A 24,816-nucleotide genomic window follows, 5' to 3' on the forward strand; every position below is an offset into this window, starting at 1 on the left:
CGTCGTGAGTTGTCCGCGCGATATCGTTTCCATATGTAACCAGTGTTGCGCGCGCTGACCGGCGGTTTACGCGCCGAGCGAGCGGCCCTGACAGTGCTGGCGTTGCGTGAACATCGTGCAAAATGGCAATGGCGGTACGGTCTTGGCTTGCATTGTCGGGGGCTGGATACGGTAGGCGCTGGCATGGCTGGGCGCTAAGATGAGGCTTCCTGCATCCAGGGTATCCCGCTGTCTCGATACCATAATTATGCAGAAACCCTACAAGACTTATGTGTCAGTCTAGTGCCTCTGGCGTGTCTCATGGTGTGAAAATCGTGATGCCGCGCCGGCTCAAGTGGCTGACCGGAGACGTTCGCATGCTCCATCGACTTCCCGAATTTCCCACGCGGCCAAGCGTGGCTGACACGTCAGCGCGCTCACGACTGCCGCGCATGACATTGCTCGCAGTGGGGCTGGTGCTGCTGAGCGGTTGCTCGGCCCTGTCCGGCAAGGACCCGCTGGCCGCGAATGACAGCGCTGGCCTGCCCGAGGCCTGCATCTTCCCGCGTGAGGGCGATGCCAATCAGTGGTTGCGTGCCGCGGCGCAGGTCGTCGAGGCCCGTGGCTACAAGATCCGCGAGAGCGAACAGGCGCTGGGCGTGGTGACGGGTGAGCGCAAGGTGGACCAGCCGGGCCTGGGCGCGATCGATGGGCCCTTCGGCTCGCGCATCGGCTTCTCGGTGGGCTATGGCGTCGCGGCGGGCAATGACTTCGGCGTGGGCGTCGGCAACGACACCTTCCGGGATGACCCGATCAGCTTCGAGCGCATCTCGCTGGTCGCGCCGGATGAGCGCGTGCGTGTGATCCGCGATGAGCAGGTCATCAATCAGGGCGGCTACGTCATCGATGCCCGTCCTCACAATGACAGCGACAGCTGCCGCCAGATCGAGCGTCAGCTGCAGGCTGCGCTGGCGGGTCGTGATCCACGGGAGGTTCGCTGATGAACATGCGCAAGGCATCTCCACGCTCGCTGTGCCAACGTCTGGGGCTCGCGACGCTGCTCGCCGGCCTGCTGGTGCTGGGTGGCTGCATGAATCAGCCGACCCATGCGCCGGACTCGCGCACCGCGGTGATCGCCCCCAACAGCGGTACCCTGACCTCCCAGCAGGTCTTCGTCACCCTGCTGACGACGCTGGCGGAGCGTGGCTTCATCATCGAGCGCGCAGACCCTGACCTCGAGCGTCTCGATGCCAGCTACGCTGCCCGGCCGCCGCTGGCGCTGGAAGCCTGGGTGAGCGAGGTCAACGGCCAGATTCGGCTCAGCGTGAGCGGTGACAGCAATGGTGCCGATATCGCGCCGGGCCGCCTCGACAACCTGCTGGTGGAGGTCGCCGTGGCCCTGGATGCGCGCACCGTGCCGGTGATCGGCGCGCCGTGACCGCCTCACGCATGGCAACCCCACGAGGCGGCCCTCAGCGCCGCCTCTCTGGCCTTGTCCATCATTTCGCCGGGCAGTACCGGAGCCTGGGCGAGCCCGCGCTCGCGCGGTGTGATGGCCCATGACGCTGAGTGCTCTGCGCCGTCGGCGTCTGGCCTGGTTGGCGCTCTCGGCCAGTCTGCTGGCCGGGCTGATGGCCTTGTTTGCTCTCTGGCATTGGGAGCTGGCGCGTGGCGAGCGTGATGCTCGCCAGCACGCCGCGACTCGCCTGAATTTCTACGCCAGCACGCTGAATGCCGAGTTGTCGCGCTTCCAGTGGCTGCCGGAATTGCTGGCTCGCCAGGCCCGTGTGCGCATCGCCCTCGGTGAGCCGGACGTCCCGCCTGCGGCAACGCCGCCTGTTGCCTCCTCAGACGAACGCGACGCCGCCAGTGCCGCCGCTCCCCTCGGTTCGAGCAGCGATCTCAACCAGCATCTGCGGCGTGTCGCGCGTGCCTCCGGCGCGGCGGCCATCTTCCTGACCGACCGCGACGGCATGACCGTGGCCGCGAGCAACTTCGATGAGCCAGACAGCTTCGTCGGCTATCGCTACGACTACCGCCCTTATTTCATCGATGCCCTGGCGCGCGGGCGCGGCGAGTTCTTCGCCGTCGGCAATACCACCGGGCGTCCCGGCTATTTCGTCTCGGCGCCGGTACTCGGGGCCGATGGCGAGCCGCTGGGCGTCATGGTGGTCAAGGTCTCGCTGGAGGCGCTGGAGGATACCTGGCGGCAGGCGGGGGAGACGGTGCTGCTCGCCGATGCCAATCGCATCGTGCTGCTGGCCTCGCGGCGCAACTGGAAATATCGCGCGCTGGAGGCGATCGAGCCGCAGGCGCTGGACAGCATTCGGGCACAGCAGCAGTTTCGCGGTGCGCCGCTGACACCGCTGTCGCGGGAGCTGGAGGACGGCAGCCTGGTGCTGGGCGACAACCATGAGCTGGCGGCGTCGGAGATCGCGCGGCTGCCGACGGCGGCGATGGGCCAGCGCTATCTGGATGAGTCGCTGGCCAGCGGGCCGCTGGGCTGGCAGCTGCATTTTCTGATGCCGCTGCGGCCACTCTATATCCAGGCGCGCAATGTGGTGCTGGTCGGGCTCGCCGTGATCCTGGGGCTGGCGATGATGGCGCTGTGGATGCGCGAGCGTCAGGCGCGTCTGGGGCTGATTCGGCGTGAAGCGGTGATGATGCGCGAGATCAACGAGCGCCTCGAGGAGCGGGTCGCCCAGCGCTCGCGCGAACTCGAGGCCACGCGTGACGAGCTGGTGCAGGCCGGCAAGCTGGCCGCGCTGGGTACCATGGCGGCCGGTATCGCTCATGAGCTCAATCAGCCGCTGGTCGGCATTCGCACCTACGCCGCCAGCGGCGGCAAACTGCTGGCGCGGGGCATCGCCTCCGCCGCAACGCGCCCCGAGCTGACCGCGCGTGCCGCCGAATCCGCCGCCAGCAACTTCACGCGCATCAGTGAGCTGTCCGAGCGCCTGGCGGACATGATTCGCCAGTTGCGGGTCTTCGTGCGCCCGGCCAGTCAGCAGGCGCCCGTCGCCCTGGCGCTGGCGCCGCGCATCGACTTCGCACTGGAACTGCTCGCCGAGCGAGTCACCGCCCTCGACCTGACGGTGGAGCAGGACGCGCTGCCCCGGGACATCATCGTGATGGGTGAACAGGTGCGTCTCGAGCAGTTGCTGACCAACCTGATCCGCAATGCGCTCGATGCGCTGGAAGGGCAGCAGAAAGCACAGCAGGCTGATCAGCAGAGCGACGAGCCGGATGACGAGCAGAGCGACGAGGGCGCGGCTCCGCGACTGCGCCTCAGTTGGCAGGCCTGGCCGGCAGTGGCCAGTCTTGAGGGGCAGCCGGGCGGATGTCTGCGCATCGAGGACAACGGCCCCGGCATCGACCCTGCGCTGCGTGCCACGCTGTTTGATCCTTTCACCACCACACGCGAGGTCGGCGAGGGCATGGGGATGGGGCTGTTTCTGAGTTATGGCCTGGCGCGCGACCTCGGTGGCCTGCTGCGTCTGGCCGATGGCGCTTCTGTGTCTGAACCGGCTGAGGGCTCCTTGCTGGCTGAGGGCTCTGCGCTGGGCGGCGCCTGCTTCGAATTGTGGCTACGCACGCCGGCGTCGGAGGCAACGCATGCAGCCGACGGCACCGAACAACACGGCACCGAACAACACGGCAGCGGGCAGCAATCCGTGACATGACGGGGTATACGCACGAATGACAGGCTATACGCACGACAGCGATGGCTTCGAGGGCGCAGAGGAGTTTGCCGCCACGGGCCTGGACCCGGCAGAGCTGCGCCTGCAGCAGGACAGCGATCTGACCCGCGAGGCGCCGGTGTGGCTGGTGGATGACGACCCGGCGGTGCGCGAATCCCTTGCTCAGTGGCTGGAGCTGGCCGAGATCCACCTGCGCTGCTTCTCGCGCGCCGAGGCGCTGCTGGAAGCCCTGGCCGCCGCCGAGCCGGTCAGTGTGGTGATCAGCGACATCCGCATGCCGGGCATGGATGGCCTGACGCTGCTGGCGCGGCTTGCACTAAAGGCGCCGGAGCTGCCGGTGCTGATGATGACCGGTCACGGCGATGTCGCCACGGCCGTTGCCGCGATGCAAGGCGGCGCGCGCGATTTCATCGAGAAGCCGTTTGACCCCGAAGCGCTGGAGCTCAAGCTGCGTCAGGCGCTGGCGGGGCGGCGTCTGAGTGATGAAAACCAACGCCTGCGCCGCCGCTTGAGCGTGCGCGGCCTCAGTGGTCTGCTGCGGGGCGAGAGCCGTCAGATTCGCCAGCTGCGTGAGCGACTGCTTGAATTGCGCGGGCACCCGGCGCGCGTCTGGATCAGCGGCGAGGCGGGCAGCGGGCGCAGCACTCTGGCGCTGGCACTGGCCGAGCATGCGCCGCCTGCTGACGTGTTGCCCTCATCTGCTGCCATGCCGACGGCGGCGGCGGCCTTGCTGGCGCGAGTGGAATGCGCGCCCCTGTCGCAAGCCAGGGCAGAGGGCGCGGAGGCACTGGCGAGCGCGGTCGAGGATGCGCTCGCGGCATGGCCTGCGGCCAATACCTTGCTGCTGCATGAGGTGGACCACCTGAGTGGCGCGCAATGGCAGTGGCTGGATGGCTGGATCGCCGCGCGTGAGGACGGCGCCCGACAGGCGCCACGGCTGGTGTGCAGCGCGCAGTGCAGCGTGGGCGACGTGATGGCAAGCGGGCCGCTGACGCGCACCCTGGGGCATGCACTGGCCGAGATCGAGCTGACGACCCCCGCCCTGCGTGAGCGGCGCGAGGACATTCCGTTGCTGATGGCCCATTTCAGCCGTCAGGCCGCCGAGGTGCATGAGGTGGAGGCGCAACCCTTCGCCAGCGGTGAGTTGGCCGCATTGATGGCGGCGGACTGGCCGGGCAATCTGTGGCAGCTGCGCCAGGCCGCCAGTCGCCGCGTGGTGCTGGGGGAATCGCCCATAACGCGGCAGTCATCCGCGCTGGGCAATGCCTCAGCGGAGCAGGACGCAGGCGAGGTCGGCAATGGGGCGAGCGACGAGGCGCTGGCGAGCAGCGAGGAGCATGGGCTGGCGGCACAGGTGGCGATGTTCGAGTCGACCTTGATTCGCGCCGCCTTGACCCGTGCACGCGGCAACATCGCTCAGGTGCTGGAAGAGCTGGCACTGCCGCGGCGTACGCTCAATCTCAAGATGCACAAATACGGGCTGCGCCGTGAAGACTTTCGCCATGGCCATGATGATTCGGCGAACTGACCGCCATCAAAGCCTGTCGAAGGTGTCCTCGGGCTGCGTCGGGATGCCGCCCGTTTTGTCATGAAGTAACATCCTGCCAACCCCTTCCTGTCGTCCCCGTGACGTTCTGCCGGAGTTTCCCGATGTCTGTTGCTGTTCATCGCCTGGTGGCGGCGCTGTCGTCCGCGCTGGCGCGTTTCCCGTCTCGTCATGGCCTGCGCCCCGTAGCCTGGCTGACGCCGTTGCTGATGCTGGGCACCCTGGTGGCCAGTCAGCCTGCCGCCGCGCATCCGCATGGCTGGGTCGATCTGCGGGTGATACTGCGCCTCGATGACCAGGGGCGGGCCGTCGCGATGCGCCAGTATTGGCTGCTCGACCCCTTCTACAGCCTGACGCTGCGTCAGGAGCTGGCCGCGCTCGAGGACGATAGCAGCATGGAGCAGCGCCTCGATGTGCTGGGCAGCGAGATTCTGGCCAATCTGTCGCAGTTCGATTACTACACCCATGTCACGCTGGACGGCGAACCCGTGGCGCTTGGCAAGGCGACGCGCCAGACCACCTGGCTCAAGGGTGAGCGTGTCGCCTTCCAGATGGAGCTGCCGCTGGCCGAGCCGGTGGCGATGGCTGGCCATACCCTCAGTTATCGTATCTATGACCCCACCTATTACATCGAGATTCTGCATGACCCGGATGCCATCGCCGTGCAGCAAGGACTGGTGGTGAGCGGGCTGGAAGGGCAGGACTCGGCGCTGAGCTGCACGCCGGGCATCACGCCGGCCGACCCGGACCCGTCCAAGGTCGCCGAGGCCTCGATGCTGGATATCAATGCCACCGCACCGATGGATCTCGGCCAGTACTTCGCCGAGGTCGGCAGTGTCAGCTGTGAGGTGGCTGATGAGCAGTGAGCCGAAGGACACCAGCGGACTTGGCGATATCAAGAGCCTCAAGGGCATGCGTGATGGCCTGCTGAAACCGGCCTCGTCGCGGGGGCGGCGCCTGGCCGGCTGGCTGGCGGTTGGCTGCGGGCTGCTCGTGCTGGGCATGGCGCTCTGGCCAAGCCTGGTGCAGGGCTGGGGCGAGGCGCTGGGGTGGGTCTTTGCCGAGCAATCGCGTTTCCAGCGCTCGCTGGGGCGTGCCATGAGTGAGCTTGCCGCGCATCCCGGCACGCCCTGGGCGCTGATCGGGCTGTCCTTCGCCTATGGCGTGCTGCATGCCGCGGGCCCCGGGCATGGCAAGGTCGTGATCAGTACGCTGCTGGTCAGCCAGCCCATCGTTCGGCGCCGTGCGCTGTGGCTGTCGCTGCTGGCGGCCTTGCTGCAGGGCGTCAGTGCGCTGGTGCTGGTCGGTCTCGGGGCGGGGCTGCTCGACTGGGCGGGGCGCGATGTGCTCGGGCAGGTCGAGAAGGTCACCCTGCTCAGTCATCTCGGGGTGCTGGTACTGGGGCTGTTGCTGCTGTGGCGCGCCGCTCGCACGCTATGGCGTGTTGTCAGGGCACAGCCTGTCTCTAGCGCGGGAGCGCCGCAGGCGCCAGCGATGCAGGGGCTGGCGTTCGAGCCGTCGCCTGGCCTCGACCACTCACATTCTCACTCTCACGGCCACGCTCATTCACACGGGCATGACTGTGGTTGCGGCCATGCGCATGGCGTGACGGCGGAGCAGGCCAGTGGCGACTGGCGCACCATGGGCATGGCGGTGCTGGCGATCGGCCTGCGGCCGTGTTCCGGCGCGATTCTGGTCTTGCTGGCCGCGCTGGCGCTGAACATGGTCGGCAGCGGCGTGCTGGCGGTGCTGGCGATGTCATTGGGCACCGCGCTGACGGTGGGCAGCGTGGCGATGGCCACCTTGATCATGAAGGCCAGCGGCCGCCTGGCGGCGGCCGGCTCGCGCCTGGGTGGGCCGCACTCAAACGGCCGCACGCGCCGTCAGTGGCCGTGGGCGGCGCTGGTCGGGCTGCTCGGCGGCATCATCATCACGGTCTTTGGTGCTCTGCTGGTCGCCAGCAGTCTCAAGGCGCTGGACTCTCCCACCGGTCGCGGTGCTTCGCCCTTCGATCGCTCGGCGCCAGTTGAAGATAATCATAAAAGTATTTAAATCATGAGCTAAGCCTAGGTTTGTGATGACTTCTTTAATTATAGGGGAAGAGTCTATGGCGAAGGATAAACTACCTCCATATCAAGTAGTGGCATATTTTTATAATGAGCTTGACTGTTATGATGTTTATGTCAAGGCAGCGCGTCGAATGTGGCATGAAGAAACAAAGAATTATGATTGTGGTGTAGTGAGTGAAGAAGGAGTAAAAGGTTATGATTATCGATCGGATCTCTCGTACTATATTTCAGATGAGTTCCCGCAGCATCAAAATAAAGCACATGTTTTAATGCTGGTGTCTTTGTTTGAAGATTTTTTGATTAAACTGGTCAATTCTGTTGAAGCTCACTGCTGTGAGCCATATTTGCCGTTTGAAAGAAATAAAAAACAAGGGATACTTGACCGAGCTAAAGAATATTTAAAGCAACAGGGGGAGATCTCTTTACCGGTTAAAAATCCTGCATGGAGTTTTATCAAGGATCTAGTGTTTATTCGGAATTTGATTGCTCATGCCGGAGGGTGCATAGATAAGAAAAAGAATATAGCAGTTGCCAGATTTGTTGATAGAGAATCAGGGTTACACGTGGAGAGCTACGCGAGGGATTATTTGATTGTGCATGATGAGTTTGTAGATAAAATTATAAAAGAGATGAAGGGGTTTGCTAAAGCGATGTTGGACAATAACCCACCCAATAAACGTGATTGCTCTTTAATATGAGCATGCCAATTCCTGACATGCTCAAGTATTGTCAAATTCTCTAGTAGGAATAGCTCGGCAGCTCGGCGATCTTCATGCGCAGAGTGTCGACCAGCACCGTCAGCGCTTCGCTGTCGTGGGGCTCTGCCGTGCCGACGCCCCACACCGGCCCCGGCCAGGCTGCATCATCGCTGCGGCGGGCGATCACGTGCATGTGCAGCTGCGGCACCATGTTGCCCAGTGCGCCGATATTGAGCTTCTCGCCGCCGCTTACCGTCATCAGCAGCTCGCCCAGTTGGGTGGTTTCCTGCCACAGCTGCTGCTGGGCGCTGCTGTCCAGCTCGTAGATCTCGCGGATGGCATCGCGGCGCGGAATCAGTACCAGCCACGGATAGCGCGCATCATTCATCAGGCGCACGGTGCACAGCGGCAGGTCGGCCACGAAGTGGGTGTCGGCGTCCAGCTGCGGGTGAAGGCTGAAGGGGGTCATCGTCTCTCCTTGATCGGATGGAGCAGGGCGGGCGTGAGTCGAGGGCAAAGGGTAACCCGAATCGTGGCGGACTCCCTGGCGTAAACGCCCGCGAATGCCCTCAGTGTGACCAGATCGGCAGAATCCTGCCACTTTGCGGATTGCCCGTGCGCGCTGTGGAGGCTGCGCAATGCCCCCATCGCCAAATACCGCGCCGCGCGGACAGTTGCTAACCTTCTTCCTACGCTGATGCAGAGGCTCGCAACGAACGCCCCACGCAAAAGAGGGCTACCTTGCGCATTGTCGGTCGCGACATGGCCAGCACCGCCCAGGGCCAGAGCCTGCTCAGCCGCAATGTCCGTCTGCCTACCCACATTACAAGAATGCTCAACCTGCGCCCGGCAGGTTCGCCAAGGAGTCACTCCATGCAAAAGCGCCAGTTCCTCAAGGCCGGTCTCGGTCTCGCCATCGCAGCCTCTCTTGGTCTCAGTGCCGTGGCTCAGGCGGAAGGCAAGTACATCATGGGTACCGCCACCACCGGTGGCACCTTCTACCCGGTCGGCGTGGCACTCTCCACGCTGATCAAGGTCAAGCTCGAGCCGACCGCCGGCATCTCCGTGTCCGCGATCTCCTCTGCCGGTTCCGGCGAGAACCTCAAGCTGATGGAAGAGGACCAGGCCCAGTTCGGCATCATCCAGGGCCTCTACGGCGCCTGGGCATGGAATGGCACCCCGCCGGTCAACAAGGCGCACAAGAACCTGCGCAGCATCTCGATGCTGTGGCAGAACGTCGAGCACTTCGTGGCCCGCAATGATGAGGTCAAGTCCGGCACCATCGAGGACATGACCAACTTCTACGGCAAGAGCTTCTCCATCGGCAAGAAGAACTCCGGTACCGAAGGTTCGGGTCGCTTCATCCTCGAGCAGCTGGGCATCAATGCCGACAAGATGGATCTGGCCTACATGGGCTATGGCCCGAGCGCCGATGCGATGCAGAACGGCAACATCGACGGCATGAACATTCCGGCCGGCGCACCGGCCTCCGCCGTGACCCGTGCCTACGCCAACCTGGGCGGCGAGATCACCACGCTGGACTTCACCGAAGAGCAGCTGGCCAAGGTCAACTCCCAGTTCGAGCTGTGGACTCCGTACGAAATCGCCGCTGGCACCTACCCGGGCCAGGACGAGGCGATCAACACCATCGCCCAGCCGAACATCCTGGTGGTGCGTGACGATGTCTCCGAAGAAGACGTCTATCAGATCACCAAGACCATGTACGAGAACCTGCCGTTCCTGAACAACATCCACCCGGCCACCAAGGCCATGGCCATCGACAAGGCCATCGCGGGCCTGCCGCTGCCGCTGCACCCGGGTGCCGCACGTTACTTCAAGGAGCAGGGCATCGAGATTCCGGCGCGCCTGATCGCCGAGTGATCCACACCTGATGTTCCCGCTGCCCTCATCGCTCGCCTCTGGCGGCGGTGAGGGCAGCGCAGTTTCCCAGACCAATAAACCACCGCCGGTCCGGCGCCATGGCACTGCCCCGCGTGGGCAAGGTGAGGCGCAGGACCAGAGCAGTGCCCACGATTGATTGCTGTAGAAGCCCGTATTCTCCTCGCAAGCCCGGGCGCATGGTGACGCAAGTCGCCGCTGCGCCATCGCTGTCTGATCCCGTTTTGAGGCAACGCCATGCATGATTCCCGCTCGCCAGAGCCCTCTCGTCCCACCGATAGCGAAGCGCAGGAGCCGGATCTCTCCGGTGTGCGCGACGAATCCGCCGAAGCTGCGCCGTGGCGCATGGAGCTGCCCTGGCTGGGGCGTGCCGTCTTCGTGATCTCCATCGTCATCTGTCTGGTGCACCTGTACTTCAACACCGTCTCGACCCTGTCGGAGCTGTGGGTGAGCGCCTTGCACTACGGCCTGTTCGGTCTGCTGTGCGCGCTGACCATTCCGATGCTGACGCCGGCCAGTGATGGTGCCAAGCGCTGGGTGCTGGGCGTGGATGTCATGCTGGGGCTGGCGGCACTGGGTTGTGGCCTCTACCTGATCGGCTTCGAGGATGCGCTCTATGACCGTGGCGTGGTGTTCTCCACCGCGGACTGGGTGGTCTCCATCGTCGCGGTCGGCCTGATCCTCGAGTTCGCGCGTCGCACCACCGGCTGGTTCATTCCGGTGCTGTGTCTGATCGCGCTGACCTACGTGGCCTGGTGGGGCAAGTATGTCGGTGGCGTGTTCAACTTCCCGGGCCTGACCTGGGAGACGGTGCTGTTCAGAAGCTTCATCGGTGGCGAAGGGATGCTGGGCTCCATCGCGCGCATCTCCTGGTCCTACGTGTTCATGTTCATCCTGTTCGGGGCCTTTCTGGTCAAGTCCGGCGCGGGTGACTTCATCATCGATCTGGCGCGCTGCGCGGCGGGTCGCTTCAAGGGTGGCCCGGGCTTCGTGGCGGTGTTCGCCTCCGGCCTGATGGGCTCGGTGTCCGGTTCGAGTGTCGCCAACACCGTCTCCACCGGTGTGATCACGATTCCGCTGATGCGCCGTGCCGGCTTCCCGGCGCGCTTCGCGGCAGGCGTCGAGGCCGCTGCCTCGACCGGTGGCCAGCTGATGCCGCCGGTGATGGGCGCGGGCGCCTTCATCATGGCGTCCTACACCCAGGTGCCGTACCTGACCATCGTCGGCGTAGCCGCCTTGCCGGCGCTGCTCTACTTCCTGTCGGTGGCCATGTTCGTGCGCATCGAGGCCAAGCGCTCCGACGCCACGGCGCTGGACGACCCGCAGGGCCCGCGCCTCAAGGACGTGCTCAAGGATGGCTGGCACTATCTGGCACCGCTGTTCGTGCTGGTCGGCGCGCTGATCTACGGCTTCACGCCGACCTACGCCGCCGGCATCGCGATCCTGTCCGTCATCGCGGCCTCGTGGCTGTCGAAGAATCCGATGAAGCTCGGCGACATCATCGAGGCGATGCTGGCCGGGGTGCGCAACATGACCACCACGGCGATCCTGCTGATCACCGTCGGCCTGATCGTCAACGTCGTCTCCACCACCGGTATCGGCAACACCTTCTCGCTGATGATTACCGACTGGGCGGGGGGCAGCCTGCTGATCACCATCATCCTGATCGCGCTGGCGTCATTGATTCTGGGCATGGGCCTGCCGGTGACGGCGTCCTATATCGTGCTGGGCACGCTGTCCGCCCCGGCGCTCTACAACCTGATCGCCCATTCCCAGCTGGTGGATCTGCTGGCGGCGGGCAACCTGCCGGAGCAGGCCAAGGCCATCTTCATGCTGGCCGCACCGGACAAGCTGGACCTGCTGGGCGCGCCGATGAGCATGGACGCCGCCCGCGAACTGCTGGCGCTGGTGCCGGATACCTTCCAGAGCCAGCTGTATGAGCAGGCGCTGTCGCCGCACGTGCTGACCATGGCGCTGGTGAGTGCCCACATGATCATCTTCTGGTTGTCCCAGGATTCCAACGTCACACCGCCGGTCTGCCTGACCGCCTTCGCGGCAGCCGCGATCGCCCGCACACCGCCGATGAAGACCGGCCTGATGGCCTGGAAGATCGCCAAGGGCCTCTACATCGTGCCGCTGCTGTTCGCCTGGAGCCCGCTGATCTCCGGTGACATCGGCGAGATGCTGACGGTGTTCGTGTTCGCGCTGTTCGGGATCTACGCCATCGTCGCGGGCCTGGAAGGCTATCTGGAGCACGAACTGCCCTGGTGGCTGCGTCTGGCGATGTTCCCGCTCGGTGCACTGATGCTGTGGCCGCATGGTCAGCTGACCTACGATCTCGCGGGTCTGGTCATCTTCCTGGGCGTGCTGACCTACAGCGTGCGTCAGAGTGGCCGGCAGGAAGCGCTGGCGCACTGAGCCAGGCGTGTCGGATGAGCGCCAGACGCGTCAGTCCATGTGGCTGAAGCAGGCGTGATGCGACGCGATATGCTATGAACGATGCCCGGCATCACTTTCCCCCGCTCAGTCGCGAGGGTGGTGTGTCGGGCATCGCGCGCTCTGGGGCCTGTTTGCCGCGGGCGTCTTCACTCAACGGGATGGCGGGACAAGGAATGTCGGCATGATGTCGGATGTTGCAGGGCTGACCAGCGGCCTTGATCTGATCAGCGTAGTGGCGCTGATCGCACTGGGTGGCGTGGCCGGTTTCATCAATGTGCTGTCGGCGGGTGGCTCGATGCTGACGCTGCCATTGTTGATGTTTCTCGGTCTGCCACCTGCGCAGGCCAATGCCACCAACCGCGTGGCGATCGCGTTGCAGAGTGCGACCGCGACCAGCACCTTCCTCAAGGCGGGCGCGCACAACATGGGCGTCGCCTGGCGGCTGGCCGTACCCGCCGTGGCAGGCGCCATGCTGGGGGCCTGGCTGGCGACCCGCATCAGTGCCGAGGCCTTCGAGAGCGTCCTGATCGTGGTGATGGTGGTGTGCTCGATCATGATGCTGCTGCCGACGCCGCGCATCGACACCCGTGAACTGACGCCGGAGCGCATCACGCCCGTGGTGTTGCTGGCGATGTTCGGCATCGGCATTTATGGTGGCTTCATCCAGGTCGGTGTCGGCGTGCTGTTCATCGTGGTGCTCTACCGGCTGCTCAAGATCGACCTGACCCAGGTCAACGTCTTCAAGGTCTTCATCGTGTTGATGTATACCCTGCCGGCGCTGGCGGTGTTCGTGTTCGATGGTCAGGTGCGCTGGGCCTACGGTCTGGTACTGGCGGTCGGCAACATGAGCGGCGCCTTCCTCGGCGCGCGGGTCAACATGAGTCCCGCGGGCGCGCGGTGGGTCAAGTGGCTGACGGTCGCGGTCATCTTCATCATCGTGCTAAAGCTGGCGCTGACCTGATGCTGACCTTATGCACGACACGGAGTAAGCTCGCGGTAATCTGAGCGAAATGCCAGTCTGTCCTGTCGACACACCGGCACGCCGCTCACCCCCTATTCATGATGGCGCCGAGCCCGGCTATGGCGTCTCTTCCTTCATCGTTCAGGAGTCTTTCCTCATGCAAGCCATGGTCATCGAGCAGTACGGCGGTCCCGAAGTGTTCGTCGAGCGCGAACTGGAGACCCCGACACCGGCGCGGGGGCAGGTGCGTATCAAGGTGACGGCTTCCAGCATCAACCCCATCGAGACCAAGCTGCGCAGCGGGCTGGTCAAGTCGCACCCGGAATTCCCGGCCATTCTCAATGGCGATGTCTCCGGGGTGATCGATGCCGTCGGCGAAGGCGTGTCGGACTTCTCCGTCGGGGATGAAGTGCTGGGTTGTGCCGGTGGCGTGAAGGGCTGGCAGGGTGCTCTGGCCGATTATATGATCGCCGACACCCGTGTGATCGTGAAGCGCCCGAGCCTGGCGGCGCTGACGCTGGAAGAGTGCGCGGCCTTGCCGCTGGTGTTCCTGACGGCCTGGACAGCGCTGGTCTCGCGCGGTCAGATCAAGGAAGGCGAGCACGTGCTGATCCACGCCGGCACCGGCGGCGTCGGCCATGTCGCGGTACAGATCGCCAAGTATCTCGGCGCGCATGTCACCACCACCGTGTCCAGCGAAGCTAAGGCGGACCTGGCGCGCCAGCTGGGCGCCGACGAGATCATCAACTACCGCGAGGAAGCGGTCGCGGACTACGTGACGCGCCTGACCTCCGGGCGTGGCTTCGATCTGGTCTTCGACACCGTCGGTGGCGACAACCTGGATCGCTCCATCGAGGCCACCGCGACCTCCGGTCGTCTGTGCTCCATCAATACCCGCTCGACCCACGACCTGACCCAGCTGCACTCCAAGAACCTGTCGCTGCACGTCATCTTCCGCTCGGTACCGCTGCTGACCGGTATCGGCATGGACGACCAGCCGGAGCTGCTCAACGCCCTGAGCGAGATGCTGGAGGCCGGCGCGGTACGTCCGCTGCTCGACGAGCACCAGTTCAGCTTCCGTGACGTCGCCAAGGCGCATGAGCTACTGGAGTCCGGCGAGGCGCTGGGCAAGATTCTGCTGGTAAATCGTTGAGTATTGGCACCTTCGGTCAGTGAGGGTGTCTTACCTTCATTGGCCGTTGATCAGGAAGAGAAGTGATGAGAATGACGCGTTTGATGGTGGCTGCCCTGTTGGTGGCTAGTGTGAGTCTGGCCGGCTGCAATACCGTGGCCGGTTTCGGCAAGGACCTGGAGCATCTGGGCGGTTCGATCGACAACGCCGCCAGCTGATTGCCCGAGAGAGAGGAATGCCCATGCGACGATTCATGATGATGACTGGCACCGCGCTGCTGATCGGCCTGCTGTTGGGTGGCTGCAATACCGTGGAAGGTTTCGGGGAAGATCTCGAACACCTTGGGGGTTCCATCGAGGAATCGGCCAGTTGATGGCACTGTCCATGACATGGGCGGCGAGTGAACAAAACATGAATCTCACCCCTTGAAAGCCTATGGGGCGGCCCAAGGTATGAGGGTAGAGGCGCAGGAACTGGCGTCTTTACGAGATTTCTCGATATTCACTACCGCAAGGAGCATGACCATGTCCCGCACCATTGCACTCATCTTCGCCTCTTTCTTCACTCTGGCCGCGCTTTCCGGCTGCAACACCGTTGACGGTGCCGGCCAGGATGTCGAGCATGCTGGCGAAGCTGTCCAGGACGCCGCTCAATAAGCGACGCCCCGGATAGTGGTGATATCCAACGCCCGGCCATCGCGCCGGGCGTTTTCGTGTCTGATCGCCAGACATGCAGGCGTGCTGACTGACGGGCCGCCTTGCGTCATCATACCGCTGACGGCATGCGCCCCCAGCGTACGTCACTCCCGCCACCGCGAGCCAAGGGCCCGACATGGATCATCGACAGTTGAGTTTTCTGGTCGCGCTGGCCAGTGAGCGCCATTTCGGTCGCGCCGCACGGGTCTGTCATGTCACCCAGCCGACGCTGTCGGCGCGCCTCAAGCAGCTCGAGGAGGAGCTGGGCACGGCGCTGATATTGCGCGGCCATCGCTTCGAGGGCTTCACGCCGGAAGGGGAGCGCGTGCTGACCCACGCACGGCGCATTCTCGCCGAGCTGGATGAGCTGAAGGGAGACCTGTCGCCGGGCGCGGTGCTGACCGGCCGCCTGTCACTGGGCGTGGTGCCGTCGGCGCTGGCGGCGGTCGGCGAGTTTCTGCCGCGGCTGCGTGAGGCCTTTCCGCAGCTCTCGCTGCGCCTGCGCGAGCTGTCGACCTCATCGCTGGCCCAGGGGCTCGAGGATGGCGAGTTGGATCTTGCGGTCGGCTACCCTGCGGCGCCGGCCATGAGCGGCTTCGCCTGTCGGCCGCTCTATCAGGAGCATTCGGCCTTGATCGCCAGTCAGGCGCATTTCCGCCTGCCCGACGCGCCGCAGTGGGAGTGCCTGCGTGACTACCCGCTGGTGTTGCTGACGCCGGAGATGCAGCAGCGGCGGCGCCTCAATCAGCAGTTCGAGCTGCTGGGGCTGCAGCCCTCGCCCTTGTTGGAGGCCAATTCGATTTCCGGCCTCGGCGTGATGCTGGAGGCTGGCCTGGGAGTCAGCGTGCTGGCGGAGAACCTGGCCGATTCGCGGCTTGGTGAAGGGCTGGTCGCGCGTCGACTGCCCGGTGAGGGCGAGACGGTCGGGCTGTTGTGGCGCAGTGGCCAGCAGCGCAGCCGACGGCTGAATGCCGTGCTGGAGCTGCTGCGTTCGCTGCCTCACTCGGCGGGTGTGGCCGATTGAGTGAGCCTGCAACGCAGAACACCCCGTCGAGACGGGGTGTTCGGGTAGCGAAAGCGACGTTGGCTGCTATCAGCTCTTCTCGCCGGACTTCTTGCTGGCCTCCAGCGCGGCACGACGGGCGGCTTCACGCTGCTGCTGCTTGGCATCGCGCCGTGCCTGCATCTGGGCGACGGCATCCATGCCCAGGTGGGCTTCGCCACGTTCTCTGGCGAGGCGAATCTGGTTCTCGCGCTCGGCGAAACGCGCCTTCTGGGCGTCGCTCAGCTTGTCGTAGCAACGCGGGCAGCTGACGCCTTTCTGGTAGCGCTCGCTCTGCTTGTCTTCCTCGGTGATCGGCAGGCGGCAGGCATGGCACTGGTCGTACTGGCCGGGACGCAGCTGGTGGTCGACGGTGACGCGCTCATCGAACACGAAGCACTCGCCCTGCCACAGCGTCTCTTCCTCGGGCACCTCTTCCAGATACTTCAGGATGCCGCCCTTGAGGTGATAGACCTCATCGAAGCCCTGCTCCTTGAGATAGGCCGTGGACTTCTCGCAGCGAATGCCGCCGGTGCAGAACATCGCCACCTTGCGGTGCTGTGTCGGGTCCAGCTCACGCGAGACGTAGTCCGGGAAATCACGGAAGGCCGTGGTGTTCGGGTTGACGGCACCGGCGAAGGTCCCCACTTCCACTTCATAGTCATTGCGCGTGTCGATCAGCAGCACTTCAGGATCGGAGATCAGCGCATTCCAGTCCTTCGGCTCCACATAGGTCCCGACGGTGTGACGCGGGTCGATGCCCTCGACGCCCATGGTGACGATCTCGCGCTTGAGCTTGACCTTGGCACGCAGGAAGGGCGCCTGCTCGGCCAGTGACTGCTTGGTGTCGAGCTCGGCCAGACGCGGGTCGCTGGTCAGCCAGGCGAGCAGCGCATCGATGCCCGCGCGTGAGCCGGACACGGTGCCGTTGATGCCTTCGCGGGCCAGCAGCAGGGTGCCGCGGATGGCGTGCTCGTTCATCACCGCCAGCAGCGGGTCGCGCAGCGCCTCGAAGTCCTCGAGGGTGACGAACTTGTAGAGCGCGCAGACCACATGCTGCGGCGCCAGCGGGCTGGGGCGGGCGGAGGCAGCCGTGCTGGTCAGCTGCGGGGCGCTGGCCTGATCAGATGCGGCAGTCAGGTCGGGAGTGTCGGTCATGCGAAGGTCCTCATGCGGGCCGGAACGTAAATCCGGAGCAGGATGATCGAGAGAAGAGAGCGGCCGGCGGACGGGGGATATCGCGACAGCAAGCGCACCCTCAAGGGTCGGCGACGCATTTTACGCGACTCGCGCGCGAATTTCTCGCCCACCGCGATGGCCCGCATGCCTGTCACCGGCTGGACGTCATCTTCATTGGCGGTGTCTATCAATTGGCGGCTCGGCTCAATTGGTCGCCCTCATGGCATGGCGGTAGGATATTCCCATATTGCGCAGAGGTCGGGTGAGGGTTGCGTGCACCATTCTCGCCACACATCTGCGCCACGGAGAGCCGTAATGAAAGATTCGCTCTATCAACAGGCGCCAGGCGCTGCAGGCTACGCGGATGCCCGCGAGGTGCCGCTGCGCGAGCTGGATGGCCCATCGGAGCTACCGGTGAGCCTGGCGCTCAATGACACCGCGATGGGCACCTTGCTGGCCAGTCCAGAGGCCCTTGAGCCGCTGGCGCTGGGGCATGCCTTCACCGCGGGCTGGATCACGCGGCGTGACGAGGTCTCGGCGATCCATCTCTCGCGGCTGCGTCATGGGCTGGCGGTGCGCCTTGAGGTCAGTGACTCGCTGGCGCGCAAGGCCGAGCGTCATCAGCGGCGTGAGAGCAGTGTCTCGAGTTGCGGCGCCTGTGGCGTGCAGGACGAAGCGGAGCTGATGGCGGGGCTCATGCGTCTGCCGCCACGGGCAGCGCTGGCACCCGATGCGCTGATGCGTGGGCTGGAGCGCCTGGAGCGCGCCACGCGCCGCGGCATGCATCTGGCGCTGGGGCTGGACGCCGAAGGCGGTCTGATCTCGCAGGGCGCCGATATCGGTCGCCACAATGCGCTGGACCGCGTGATCGGCATGAGCCTCGACAGCGGTGTGTGGCCCGAGGCGTTGCTGGTGTCGAGCCGCTGCAGCCTGGAGCTGGTGCAGAAGACCATCCGTGCGCGCATTCCGACCCTGATCACCCTCGCGGTGCCCTCGCGACTCGCCGTCGAGACCGCCCGCGCCTGCGACCTCAATCTGATCTGTGCTCACCGCGGGCGTCGACTCGAATTGCTCAGCGGTCACGCTGATCGCCCCCGTTCATCCTAGCCAGTGGATCCTGACATGACCGACATTGCTGCCCCCGAGATCGAGACGCCTGCGTCTGCCAGCCTGCCCCGCGAGGATGCGCAACAGACGCGTCATCCGCGTATTGCCGCCTATTCCGGGCCGGCGGGTGGCTGGGGTGCACTCAAGAGCGTCGGTCAGCATGTCAGTCACTCCAGGGCGCCGTGGAAGAGCGTGCGCTCCCTGCTCAAGGCCAATCAGGACAAGGGCTTCGACTGCCCCGGCTGTGCCTGGGGAGACCCGGAACACGGCTCCTCCTTCGAATTCTGCGAGAACGGCGCCAAGGCGGTGGCCTGGGAAGTGACCGCCAAGCGGGTCACGCCGCGTTTCTTCGCTCAGCACACCGTCACGGAGCTGCTGGGCTGGGACGACTTCATGCTCGAGGATCAGGGCCGCCTGACCGAGCCAATGCGCTACGACGCGGCCAGTGATCGCTATATGCCGATCAGCTGGGACGCGGCCTTCGAGCTTGTCGCCGAGCACCTCAGCGCGCTGTCGTCGCCGGATGAGGCGCTGTTCTATACCTCGGGACGTGCCAGCAACGAGGCGGCCTATCTCTATCAGCTTTTCGTGCGTCTGTTCGGCACCAACAACTTCCCCGACTGCTCCAACATGTGCCACGAGGCCAGCGGTGTCGGCATGAAGGCGAGCCTCGGCGTCGGCAAGGGCACGGTGCTGCTTGAGGACTTCGAGCACGCCGATGCCATCTTCGTGTTCGGTCAGAACCCCGGCACCAATCACCCGCGCATGCTGGGCGATCTGCGGCGTGCCTCACGGCGTGGCGCGCGCATCGTCAGCTTCAATCCGCTGCGTGAGCGGGGGCTGGAACGCTTTGCCGACCCGCAGTCGCCGCTGGAGATGATGACCCTCTCCAGCCAGCCCATCAGCCATCGCTATTACCAGCCGCGCATGGGCGGCGACATGGCGGCGGTGCGCGGCATGGCCAAGGCGCTGTTCGCGATGGAGGCGCGCGGCGAATTCACGCGCGCCGCCAGCTTCATCGAGGCGCATACCCGGGGCGTCGAGGCCTGGCAGGCGCTGGTCGAGGCGACCGAGTGGGCAACCCTCGAGGACCAGTCCGGCCTGACGCGCGCTCAGCTCGAGGAGGCGGCCGCCATCTTCGCGGGTGCCGGCAACGTCATCTGCACCTGGGCGATGGGCATCACCCAGCATCTGCATGCCGTCGAGAGTGTGCGCGAGATCGTCAATCTGCTGTTGCTCGGGGGGCATTTCGGCCGTCCCGGTGCCGGGGCCTGTCCGGTGCGTGGCCATTCCAACGTCCAGGGCGATCGCACCATGGGCATCGACGAGAAGGCGCCCGCCTGGCTGATCGATGCGCTGGAAGCGCGCTACGGCGTCAGCATGCCGCGTGCGCAGGGCTACAACACCGTGGAGAGCCTGGCGGCGCTGGAGCAGGGCAAGGCGAAGACCTTCATCGCGCTGGGCGGCAACTTCACGCGTGCCACGCCGGACAGCGAGCGGACCGAGGCCGCGATGCGCAACCTCGAGCTCAACGTCCAGATCAGCACCAAGCTCAACCGCAGTCATCTGGTGATGGGCAAGCAGACCGATGCGCTGATTCTGCCGTGTCTCGGTCGCAGCGAGATCGATCGCTCCTCGCAGGTGGCTTCCCAGCACATCAGCGTCGAGGACTCGATGTCGATGGTGCACTCCAGCGCCGGCATCAAGGCACCGGCCAGCCCTGAATTGCGCTCCGAGCCCGGCATCATCGCGGCGATCGCGCGTGCCACCCTGGCGCGCGTGCTGCCGGCGCGAGGGGTCAGTGATCCGGTCGATTGGCAGGCCCTGAACGAGAACTATGATCTGATCCGTGACGAGATCGCGGCGGTCATCCCCGGCTTCGCGGACTTCAATGCACGGCTGGCACACAAGCGCGGCTTCCACCTCGCCAATCCGGTACGCGAGCTTGCCTTCCCGACCTCCAGCGGCCTGGCCGAGTTCTCGCACATGCCGCTGCCGGAGTCGGTGATGCATCAACAGCTGGCGCGGCGTGACGGCTGGCTGACGCTGCAGACCATGCGCAGTCATGATCAGTACAACACCACCGTCTACGGCTACAACGACCGCTATCGTGGCGTGTCGGGTCAGCGGCGGGTGATCTTCATCAATGGCGAAGACCTGGCGCGGCTGGGGCTGGCCGACGGTGATTGGGTCGACATGCTCGGCGAGCCGCGTCCGGACGGCAGCGAGCGACGTGCGCCGCAGTTCCGTCTGGTCGAGTACGACATCCCGGCCGGTTGCATCGGGGCCTACTATCCGGAAACCAACGTGCTGGTCGCATTGGAAAGCCACGGCGCTGATACCGGCACGCCATCCTCCAAGGCGGTGCCCGTACGTCTGGAGCGCAGTTCACGCATCGCCTGACGGCGCGAGATGCCAGCAGCAGGGTGCATGCATCATCACACTGCCGTGCCGCGAGGAGACTCGTCGCGCGGCAGTCGTGTGTCTAGAATATTCCCGTGCGCCGAGCCAGCTACGCTCGGCGCACGTCTTTTCCGTCCTCAGTGCTGCCCCAACCACCGTTCAAGAGAGTGATCCATGCAATATCTGCACACCATGCTGCGTATCCGTGATGTCGACGCTTCACTGCATTTCTTCCGTGACCTGCTCGGCATGGTCGAGATCTCGCGCAAGGATTCCGAGAAGGGCCGCTTCACGCTGATCTTCCTGGCAGCCCCGCAGGATGCCGAACGTGCCCGCGAGATGCAGGCGCCGATGCTGGAACTGACCCATAACTGGGACCCGGAAGAATACGAAGGTGGGCGCAACTTCGGCCATCTGGCCTATCGCGTCGAGGATATCTACGCCACCTGTCAGCATCTGATGGACAACGGCGTGACCATCAATCGCCCGCCGCGTGACGGCCACATGGCATTCGTGAAGAGCCCGGATGGGATTTCGCTGGAGCTGCTGCAGGCCGGTGACGCCCTTGCGCCGCAGGAACCCTGGGCCTCCATGAGCAACACTGGCAGCTGGTAAGCAAGCAAGGCCGCATGTTGACGTGTGCGTAAGCGTCGCATCCAGGCAACGCAATAGCCGAATTATGACTGGTGCATCGCCCAGCAGGGCTTATGATGTAATGAAGTTCATAAGCCCCGCAGCATGATGTGTGACATGTCGTGCTCGGCCTTTGTGGAGTGCCATCGCGGCAGGCAGCTATACCTTCTTCCTTTCTCTTGCTGCCCGCCTGCCGCGATGTTGCACCTCCTTGAGTCGCGTGAGGGACTGCCACGCGGACACTGCCTAGCTGGCAAGGACTGCCTGATGCCGAGAGTCATAAGCGCCTGGCTACGTCATGAACCACGATTGCTCGCCGTGGAGCATCGTCGTTTCTACCATGCCTATCTTTGGGTCTATCTGATGCTGATGGGCCTCTTCGTGGTATGGGTTCCCTTCTTCACTCTCTTCAACGAGCCGCGGCTGGCATTCGTCAGCGGCATCATGGCGCTCGTGTCCGTGCTGGGCGTGATGCTGCACCGGGCGCATCAGTTGACGCTGGGCCTGGCCCTGATGATGAGCGCCTTGACGCTGATGGCCTGGCTCTCGGTTTTCTGTTTCGGGCTCTCGGCGGGCTATGAGTACTATTTCTTCATCGTGATGGCCGGTATTCACCTGGCCCCGCTGGCGGCGCGTGTTCGAGTGGTGACGACCCTGATGCTGTTCATGGCGGCTGTCTCGGCACTGATGGTCTCGCCAGTCCTGCATGAGGACGGCGTCCTGTCGGCCTGGGTGCTGCAATCGACCAATCTGTTCGCGGTCTTCCTGATGATGGTCACCTTCCTGTGGCGCATGCTGGCGCTTACCGAACACTTCGAGCGCCAGTATCTGAAGGATGCCAGTCGTGATGAGTTGACCGAATTGCTCAATCGCCGCCAGATATTGCGCCACGCCGAGGACTGGTGGCGTGACGGAGTGCCCTGTGCGGTATTGATGCTGGATGCGGACAACTTCAAGCGCGTCAATGACCTGCATGGCCATGCCGTCGGAGATGAAGTGCTGCGTCATCTGGGCCGTCTGCTGACGGCTACGCTTCGTCAGGGCGATCGCGCCGGACGCGTCGGTGGCGAGGAGTTCCTGGTGCTGCTGCCACGTATCGGGCGCACCGAGGCCATTTCCGTGGCGGGGCGCATGCGCTCCCTGCTGGCCAAGTCTCCTCCGGTCTTCGCCGGCACGCCGGTGCCGGTCACGGTTTCCATCGGCGTTGCCATCAGTCATGAGGTCGATTCGCTGGATGAGCTGATGCAGCTGGCCGACAGGCGGCTGTATCACGCCAAGCACAATGGGCGTGATCAGGTGGTGGCCGGTGGGGAACACGAGATGACAGGCCTTGCCACGCCCGATGTCAGCCCTCCATCCCCCGGCAATGACGGCGGCGGACTTGGCAAGGCAGAGGCCGTGGAGGAGGGCGCTCGCGACAAGGAGGATGGCCGCCAGGAAAAGCGGCACCACAAGGATTCCAGCCCTTTCTCGCGGACACCTCTCGTCGGCTGACCTGAGTTCAGGTTCTTGAGTGCAGGTTCACGAATGCTGCTTCAGGAGCGCTGCTTGAATCGGGCCAGCGCGTTTTCCATGCCACGGGCAACGGTGGTCGCCAGTGGTGTGCACAGCACCCAGGGCAACGCGATCAGTGCAATGCTGAGCGAGCCCAGATAGACATCGCTGAACCAGTGAGCGCCGACCATGATCCGCGGAGCGCTCAGCAGTACTACGAACGCCAGGCTGCACAGCGCGATGCGGCGCGGTGCGAAGGCCAGCATGAAACTCGCGAATACCATCAGCATCAGGCCGTGATCCCCCGGGAAGCTGTTCGACGCCGAATCCTTGGTCTTGAAGGACACCAGCTCGGAGAGATGCTGTGCGTGGCTGAAGAAGCGCGTCGGGCTGGCATGGCCATAGCTGATGGCGCGCAGCACGAACAGCGAGAGCAGGCCCGCCGTCAGCAGCATGGTGATGCCGATGCTGGTCCAGCGGCGATAGCGGGCAGGCTGTTGATCATTGAGCATCGCCCAGCAGAACAATACCCCCATCATGGCGAAGGCCATGGCGTCGAAGGCGCGCGTGTTCAGAATGCCGAGCAGCGTGTCCCAGTGCGGATTGAGCGGTGTGATGAACTGGTTGAAGTCCCAGAAGACATCGCTGTCGAGGGTGGGCCAGAAATCCAGCGCCGGTATCCACCAGCACGCCAGCAGCGCCACTCCCAGCGCATTCAGGATCACCAGTCGTCGCAGATTGAATCCTGTCTGCGACCTGTGCGAGCGGGGCGGGGGCGAGGGTTGCGCGTGCGGGGCCTGCTGCGAACCACTGACTCGCTGTGAAGACGCAGTATCAGCGGCGTGCAAGGAAGGACTGTCGGGGGCGGCGGGAGTCATGTCGTGTCAGCTCTGCGGGGCTCATGTCGGGATAGGCGAACTCAGGCCGGTAGCTCGCTGGCCAGAGGACTCGAGACAGGCGACGCTGAGTGGCGATCTGGTCGAAATTCTAGAGCAGGCTCCGCTTTGAAAACACTGTTTTAAAAGTCGGCGAGGTGGACAGACGGTTGCGTCCATCGCGCTGCTGGCAAGCTGGCGGCAGTCCGGCAGGTGACATTCAGGCGCATGTCGTGAGGGCTTGTCGTTCATGACAGCCGTACGCATGATCGCTACCCTTGCTGTCATGTCTGTTCCTTACCCACCGTTCTTTCCGTCTGCCGGGTGACTGCCGTTGCCGGCAATGTCACCGGCGGGCGCCACAGGAGTCATCCATGTCCGTTACCGTGCGTCGTCTATCGCGTTATACCTCCGTGGGGTTCGCTATCTCCTTGCTGGCTGGCTGCGCGGCCATGACACAGCCTCCGCAGGGCAGTGCCTCATTGGGTGCCGCTGCTCCTGCCCTGGTGGGCACCCAATGGAGTTTCTCCGCCACGGATGCCAGTGAAGAGGCCGCCAACTTCCTGCTGCAGCCTCCCAGCCAGCAGCAGCTGGCAGACGAGGAAGATGACCGTCTGCGTCTGGTCGGCAGCAATGGTTGCAACCGTCTGATGGGGCCGGTGGTGCTGGATGAGTCGCGTCAGACGCTGGATATCGGTCCGCTGGCCTCGACCATGAAGATGTGCCCCAACCCCGAGCAGTCCAACGCCTTCAATCGCATGCTCGAGGATGTGGCCAGTTACCAGATCATCGGCAGCGGGGAGAGCGCTCGGCTGCGCGTGATGGATGACACCGGTTATCTGCTGGCGACCTTCATGCCGCTGGAAGGCCCCGCCGAGTAATTGCTCGGCGCGCTTTTCTCGATGAGCTCGTCTCGATGCGCTCATCCGGCTTGCCTTGGGTGGCATGTCTGAGTTGGCGATTC

23 protein-coding genes are annotated in these 24,816 nt (G+C 64.4%); 20 read left to right on the forward strand and 3 right to left on the reverse strand.

Annotated elements, in window-relative coordinates:
• Positions 1 to 431 precede the first annotated feature (431 nt).
• From R2R70_RS17515 to R2R70_RS17545, 7 genes are all read left to right on the forward strand, one after another.
• Positions 432 to 980 (forward strand): hypothetical protein, encoded by a 549-nt coding sequence (locus R2R70_RS17515; RefSeq protein WP_107335651.1) that lies wholly within the window; start codon positions 432 to 434, stop codon positions 978 to 980.
• Positions 980 to 1,417 (forward strand): hypothetical protein, encoded by a 438-nt coding sequence (locus R2R70_RS17520; RefSeq protein ID WP_410978617.1) that lies wholly within the window; start codon positions 980 to 982, stop codon positions 1,415 to 1,417. The genes R2R70_RS17515 and R2R70_RS17520 overlap by 1 nt, the downstream gene beginning before the upstream one ends.
• Positions 1,418 to 1,538: 121 nt before the next feature.
• On the forward strand, positions 1,539 to 3,662 hold the full coding sequence (locus R2R70_RS17525) for a cache domain-containing protein (RefSeq protein ID WP_410978618.1): 2,124 nt from the start codon (positions 1,539 to 1,541) through the stop codon (positions 3,660 to 3,662).
• A 16-nt stretch (positions 3,663 to 3,678) separates the two neighbouring features.
• A complete protein-coding gene (locus R2R70_RS17530; RefSeq protein ID WP_131431186.1) occupies positions 3,679 to 5,208 on the forward strand; it encodes a sigma-54-dependent transcriptional regulator in 1,530 nt (509 codons plus the stop codon).
• Between the two features lie 122 nt (positions 5,209 to 5,330).
• The gene (locus R2R70_RS17535) at positions 5,331 to 6,092 is read left to right on the forward strand and encodes a DUF1007 family protein (protein WP_410978619.1); all 762 of its coding nucleotides are present in this window, start codon (positions 5,331 to 5,333) and stop codon (positions 6,090 to 6,092) included.
• On the forward strand, positions 6,082 to 7,278 hold the full coding sequence (locus R2R70_RS17540; RefSeq protein ID WP_410978620.1) for a nickel/cobalt transporter: 1,197 nt from the start codon (positions 6,082 to 6,084) through the stop codon (positions 7,276 to 7,278). Before R2R70_RS17535 ends, R2R70_RS17540 begins: the two co-directional genes overlap by 11 nt.
• A 55-nt stretch (positions 7,279 to 7,333) precedes the next feature.
• Positions 7,334 to 7,993, forward strand: a complete 660-nt coding sequence (locus tag R2R70_RS17545; RefSeq protein WP_410978621.1) for a hypothetical protein — start codon at positions 7,334 to 7,336, stop codon at positions 7,991 to 7,993.
• 40 nt (positions 7,994 to 8,033) lie between these two features.
• Here the strand turns inward: R2R70_RS17545 and R2R70_RS17550 are convergent, their stop codons facing one another.
• Positions 8,034 to 8,462, reverse strand: a complete 429-nt coding sequence (locus tag R2R70_RS17550) for an HIT domain-containing protein (protein ID WP_054555248.1) — start codon at positions 8,460 to 8,462, stop codon at positions 8,034 to 8,036.
• 404 nt (positions 8,463 to 8,866) lie between these two features.
• Here R2R70_RS17550 and R2R70_RS17555 point away from each other — a divergent pair, with 404 nt between their 5' ends.
• The 8 genes from R2R70_RS17555 (at position 8,867) to R2R70_RS17590 (ending at position 16,143) form a co-directional block, all read left to right on the forward strand.
• Entirely contained in the window at positions 8,867 to 9,874 is a 1,008-nt protein-coding gene (locus R2R70_RS17555; RefSeq protein WP_107335646.1) for a TAXI family TRAP transporter solute-binding subunit, read from the forward strand.
• A gap of 363 nt (positions 9,875 to 10,237) precedes the next feature.
• Entirely contained in the window at positions 10,238 to 12,310 is a 2,073-nt protein-coding gene (locus R2R70_RS17560; protein ID WP_107336689.1) for a TRAP transporter permease, read from the forward strand.
• Positions 12,311 to 12,512: 202 nt separating this feature from the next.
• Positions 12,513 to 13,292 carry a sulfite exporter TauE/SafE family protein gene (locus R2R70_RS17565; RefSeq protein ID WP_225347489.1) on the forward strand — a complete coding sequence of 260 codons (780 nt, stop codon included), beginning with the start codon at positions 12,513 to 12,515 and terminating at the stop codon, positions 13,290 to 13,292.
• Positions 13,293 to 13,449: 157 nt separating this feature from the next.
• A complete protein-coding gene (locus tag R2R70_RS17570) occupies positions 13,450 to 14,445 on the forward strand; it encodes a zinc-dependent alcohol dehydrogenase family protein (protein ID WP_054555249.1) in 996 nt (331 codons plus the stop codon).
• Positions 14,446 to 14,510: 65 nt separating this feature from the next.
• Positions 14,511 to 14,642, forward strand: a complete 132-nt coding sequence (locus R2R70_RS17575; protein ID WP_084589348.1) for an entericidin A/B family lipoprotein — start codon at positions 14,511 to 14,513, stop codon at positions 14,640 to 14,642.
• 23 nt (positions 14,643 to 14,665) lie between these two features.
• A complete protein-coding gene (locus tag R2R70_RS17580) occupies positions 14,666 to 14,797 on the forward strand; it encodes an entericidin A/B family lipoprotein (RefSeq protein ID WP_131431188.1) in 132 nt (43 codons plus the stop codon).
• Between the two features lie 151 nt (positions 14,798 to 14,948).
• Complete coding sequence (locus R2R70_RS17585) at positions 14,949 to 15,080, forward strand: entericidin A/B family lipoprotein (protein WP_043333217.1); 132 nt, start codon at positions 14,949 to 14,951, stop codon at positions 15,078 to 15,080.
• Between the two features lie 175 nt (positions 15,081 to 15,255).
• The gene (locus R2R70_RS17590) at positions 15,256 to 16,143 is read left to right on the forward strand and encodes a LysR family transcriptional regulator (RefSeq protein WP_410978622.1); all 888 of its coding nucleotides are present in this window, start codon (positions 15,256 to 15,258) and stop codon (positions 16,141 to 16,143) included.
• Positions 16,144 to 16,212: 69 nt separating this feature from the next.
• On the opposite strand, the gene R2R70_RS17595 is transcribed toward R2R70_RS17590, so the two are convergent.
• The gene (locus tag R2R70_RS17595) at positions 16,213 to 17,319 is read right to left on the reverse strand and encodes a rhodanese-related sulfurtransferase (RefSeq protein ID WP_107335642.1); all 1,107 of its coding nucleotides are present in this window, start codon (positions 17,317 to 17,319) and stop codon (positions 16,213 to 16,215) included.
• Positions 17,320 to 17,655: 336 nt separating this feature from the next.
• On the opposite strand from R2R70_RS17595, the gene R2R70_RS17600 reads away from it, so the two are divergent.
• From R2R70_RS17600 to R2R70_RS17615, 4 genes are all read left to right on the forward strand, one after another.
• Positions 17,656 to 18,447: a formate dehydrogenase accessory sulfurtransferase FdhD gene (locus tag R2R70_RS17600; RefSeq protein ID WP_052384488.1), complete on the forward strand. Its 792-nt coding sequence runs from the start codon at positions 17,656 to 17,658 to the stop codon at positions 18,445 to 18,447.
• Positions 18,448 to 18,462: 15 nt separating this feature from the next.
• Positions 18,463 to 20,850 (forward strand): FdhF/YdeP family oxidoreductase, encoded by a 2,388-nt coding sequence (locus tag R2R70_RS17605; protein ID WP_410978623.1) that lies wholly within the window; start codon positions 18,463 to 18,465, stop codon positions 20,848 to 20,850.
• Positions 20,851 to 21,024: 174 nt separating this feature from the next.
• Complete coding sequence (locus R2R70_RS17610) at positions 21,025 to 21,465, forward strand: VOC family protein (RefSeq protein WP_043333215.1); 441 nt, start codon at positions 21,025 to 21,027, stop codon at positions 21,463 to 21,465.
• Between the two features lie 285 nt (positions 21,466 to 21,750).
• Entirely contained in the window at positions 21,751 to 22,977 is a 1,227-nt protein-coding gene (locus R2R70_RS17615; RefSeq protein WP_410978624.1) for a diguanylate cyclase, read from the forward strand.
• Positions 22,978 to 23,018: 41 nt separating this feature from the next.
• Here the strand turns inward: R2R70_RS17615 and R2R70_RS17620 are convergent, their stop codons facing one another.
• Positions 23,019 to 23,702, reverse strand: coding sequence for a phosphatase PAP2 family protein (locus R2R70_RS17620; RefSeq protein WP_410978625.1), 684 nt, complete (start codon positions 23,700 to 23,702; stop codon positions 23,019 to 23,021).
• A 524-nt stretch (positions 23,703 to 24,226) separates the two neighbouring features.
• Between R2R70_RS17620 and R2R70_RS17625 the strand changes: the two genes are divergently transcribed.
• The gene (locus tag R2R70_RS17625) at positions 24,227 to 24,733 is read left to right on the forward strand and encodes an META domain-containing protein (RefSeq protein ID WP_410978626.1); all 507 of its coding nucleotides are present in this window, start codon (positions 24,227 to 24,229) and stop codon (positions 24,731 to 24,733) included.
• Positions 24,734 to 24,816 lie beyond the last annotated feature (83 nt).

Origin of the sequence: Cobetia sp. SIMBA_158 (assembly GCF_046566945.1) — a bacterium.
In the GTDB taxonomy this organism is placed as follows: domain Bacteria; phylum Pseudomonadota; class Gammaproteobacteria; order Pseudomonadales; family Halomonadaceae; genus Cobetia; species Cobetia amphilecti.

Bases quoted from the DNA above. Each gene is read 5' to 3' on its own strand.
- R2R70_RS17560 (WP_107336689.1), top strand. From the start codon at position 10,238: ATGGAGCTGCCCTGGCTGGGGCGTGCCGTCTTCGTGATCTCCATCGTC.
- R2R70_RS17540 (WP_410978620.1), top strand. From the start codon at position 6,082: ATGAGCAGTGAGCCGAAGGACACCAGCGGACTTGGCGATATCAAGAGC.
- R2R70_RS17600 (WP_052384488.1), top strand. From the start codon at position 17,656: ATGAAAGATTCGCTCTATCAACAGGCGCCAGGCGCTGCAGGCTACGCG.
- R2R70_RS17585 (WP_043333217.1), top strand. From the start codon at position 14,949: ATGTCCCGCACCATTGCACTCATCTTCGCCTCTTTCTTCACTCTGGCC.
- R2R70_RS17595 (WP_107335642.1), bottom strand. From the start codon at position 17,319: ATGACCGACACTCCCGACCTGACTGCCGCATCTGATCAGGCCAGCGCC.
- R2R70_RS17545 (WP_410978621.1), top strand. From the start codon at position 7,334: ATGGCGAAGGATAAACTACCTCCATATCAAGTAGTGGCATATTTTTAT.
- R2R70_RS17520 (WP_410978617.1), top strand. From the start codon at position 980: ATGAACATGCGCAAGGCATCTCCACGCTCGCTGTGCCAACGTCTGGGG.
- R2R70_RS17605 (WP_410978623.1), top strand. From the start codon at position 18,463: ATGACCGACATTGCTGCCCCCGAGATCGAGACGCCTGCGTCTGCCAGC.
- R2R70_RS17615 (WP_410978624.1), top strand. From the start codon at position 21,751: ATGCCGAGAGTCATAAGCGCCTGGCTACGTCATGAACCACGATTGCTC.
- R2R70_RS17590 (WP_410978622.1), top strand. From the start codon at position 15,256: ATGGATCATCGACAGTTGAGTTTTCTGGTCGCGCTGGCCAGTGAGCGC.
- R2R70_RS17530 (WP_131431186.1), top strand. From the start codon at position 3,679: ATGACAGGCTATACGCACGACAGCGATGGCTTCGAGGGCGCAGAGGAG.
- R2R70_RS17580 (WP_131431188.1), top strand. From the start codon at position 14,666: ATGCGACGATTCATGATGATGACTGGCACCGCGCTGCTGATCGGCCTG.
- R2R70_RS17525 (WP_410978618.1), top strand. From the start codon at position 1,539: ATGACGCTGAGTGCTCTGCGCCGTCGGCGTCTGGCCTGGTTGGCGCTC.
- R2R70_RS17610 (WP_043333215.1), top strand. From the start codon at position 21,025: ATGCAATATCTGCACACCATGCTGCGTATCCGTGATGTCGACGCTTCA.
- R2R70_RS17575 (WP_084589348.1), top strand. From the start codon at position 14,511: ATGAGAATGACGCGTTTGATGGTGGCTGCCCTGTTGGTGGCTAGTGTG.
- R2R70_RS17555 (WP_107335646.1), top strand. From the start codon at position 8,867: ATGCAAAAGCGCCAGTTCCTCAAGGCCGGTCTCGGTCTCGCCATCGCA.
- R2R70_RS17550 (WP_054555248.1), bottom strand. From the start codon at position 8,462: ATGACCCCCTTCAGCCTTCACCCGCAGCTGGACGCCGACACCCACTTC.
- R2R70_RS17535 (WP_410978619.1), top strand. From the start codon at position 5,331: ATGTCTGTTGCTGTTCATCGCCTGGTGGCGGCGCTGTCGTCCGCGCTG.
- R2R70_RS17565 (WP_225347489.1), top strand. From the start codon at position 12,513: ATGATGTCGGATGTTGCAGGGCTGACCAGCGGCCTTGATCTGATCAGC.
- R2R70_RS17570 (WP_054555249.1), top strand. From the start codon at position 13,450: ATGCAAGCCATGGTCATCGAGCAGTACGGCGGTCCCGAAGTGTTCGTC.
- R2R70_RS17625 (WP_410978626.1), top strand. From the start codon at position 24,227: ATGTCCGTTACCGTGCGTCGTCTATCGCGTTATACCTCCGTGGGGTTC.
- R2R70_RS17515 (WP_107335651.1), top strand. From the start codon at position 432: ATGACATTGCTCGCAGTGGGGCTGGTGCTGCTGAGCGGTTGCTCGGCC.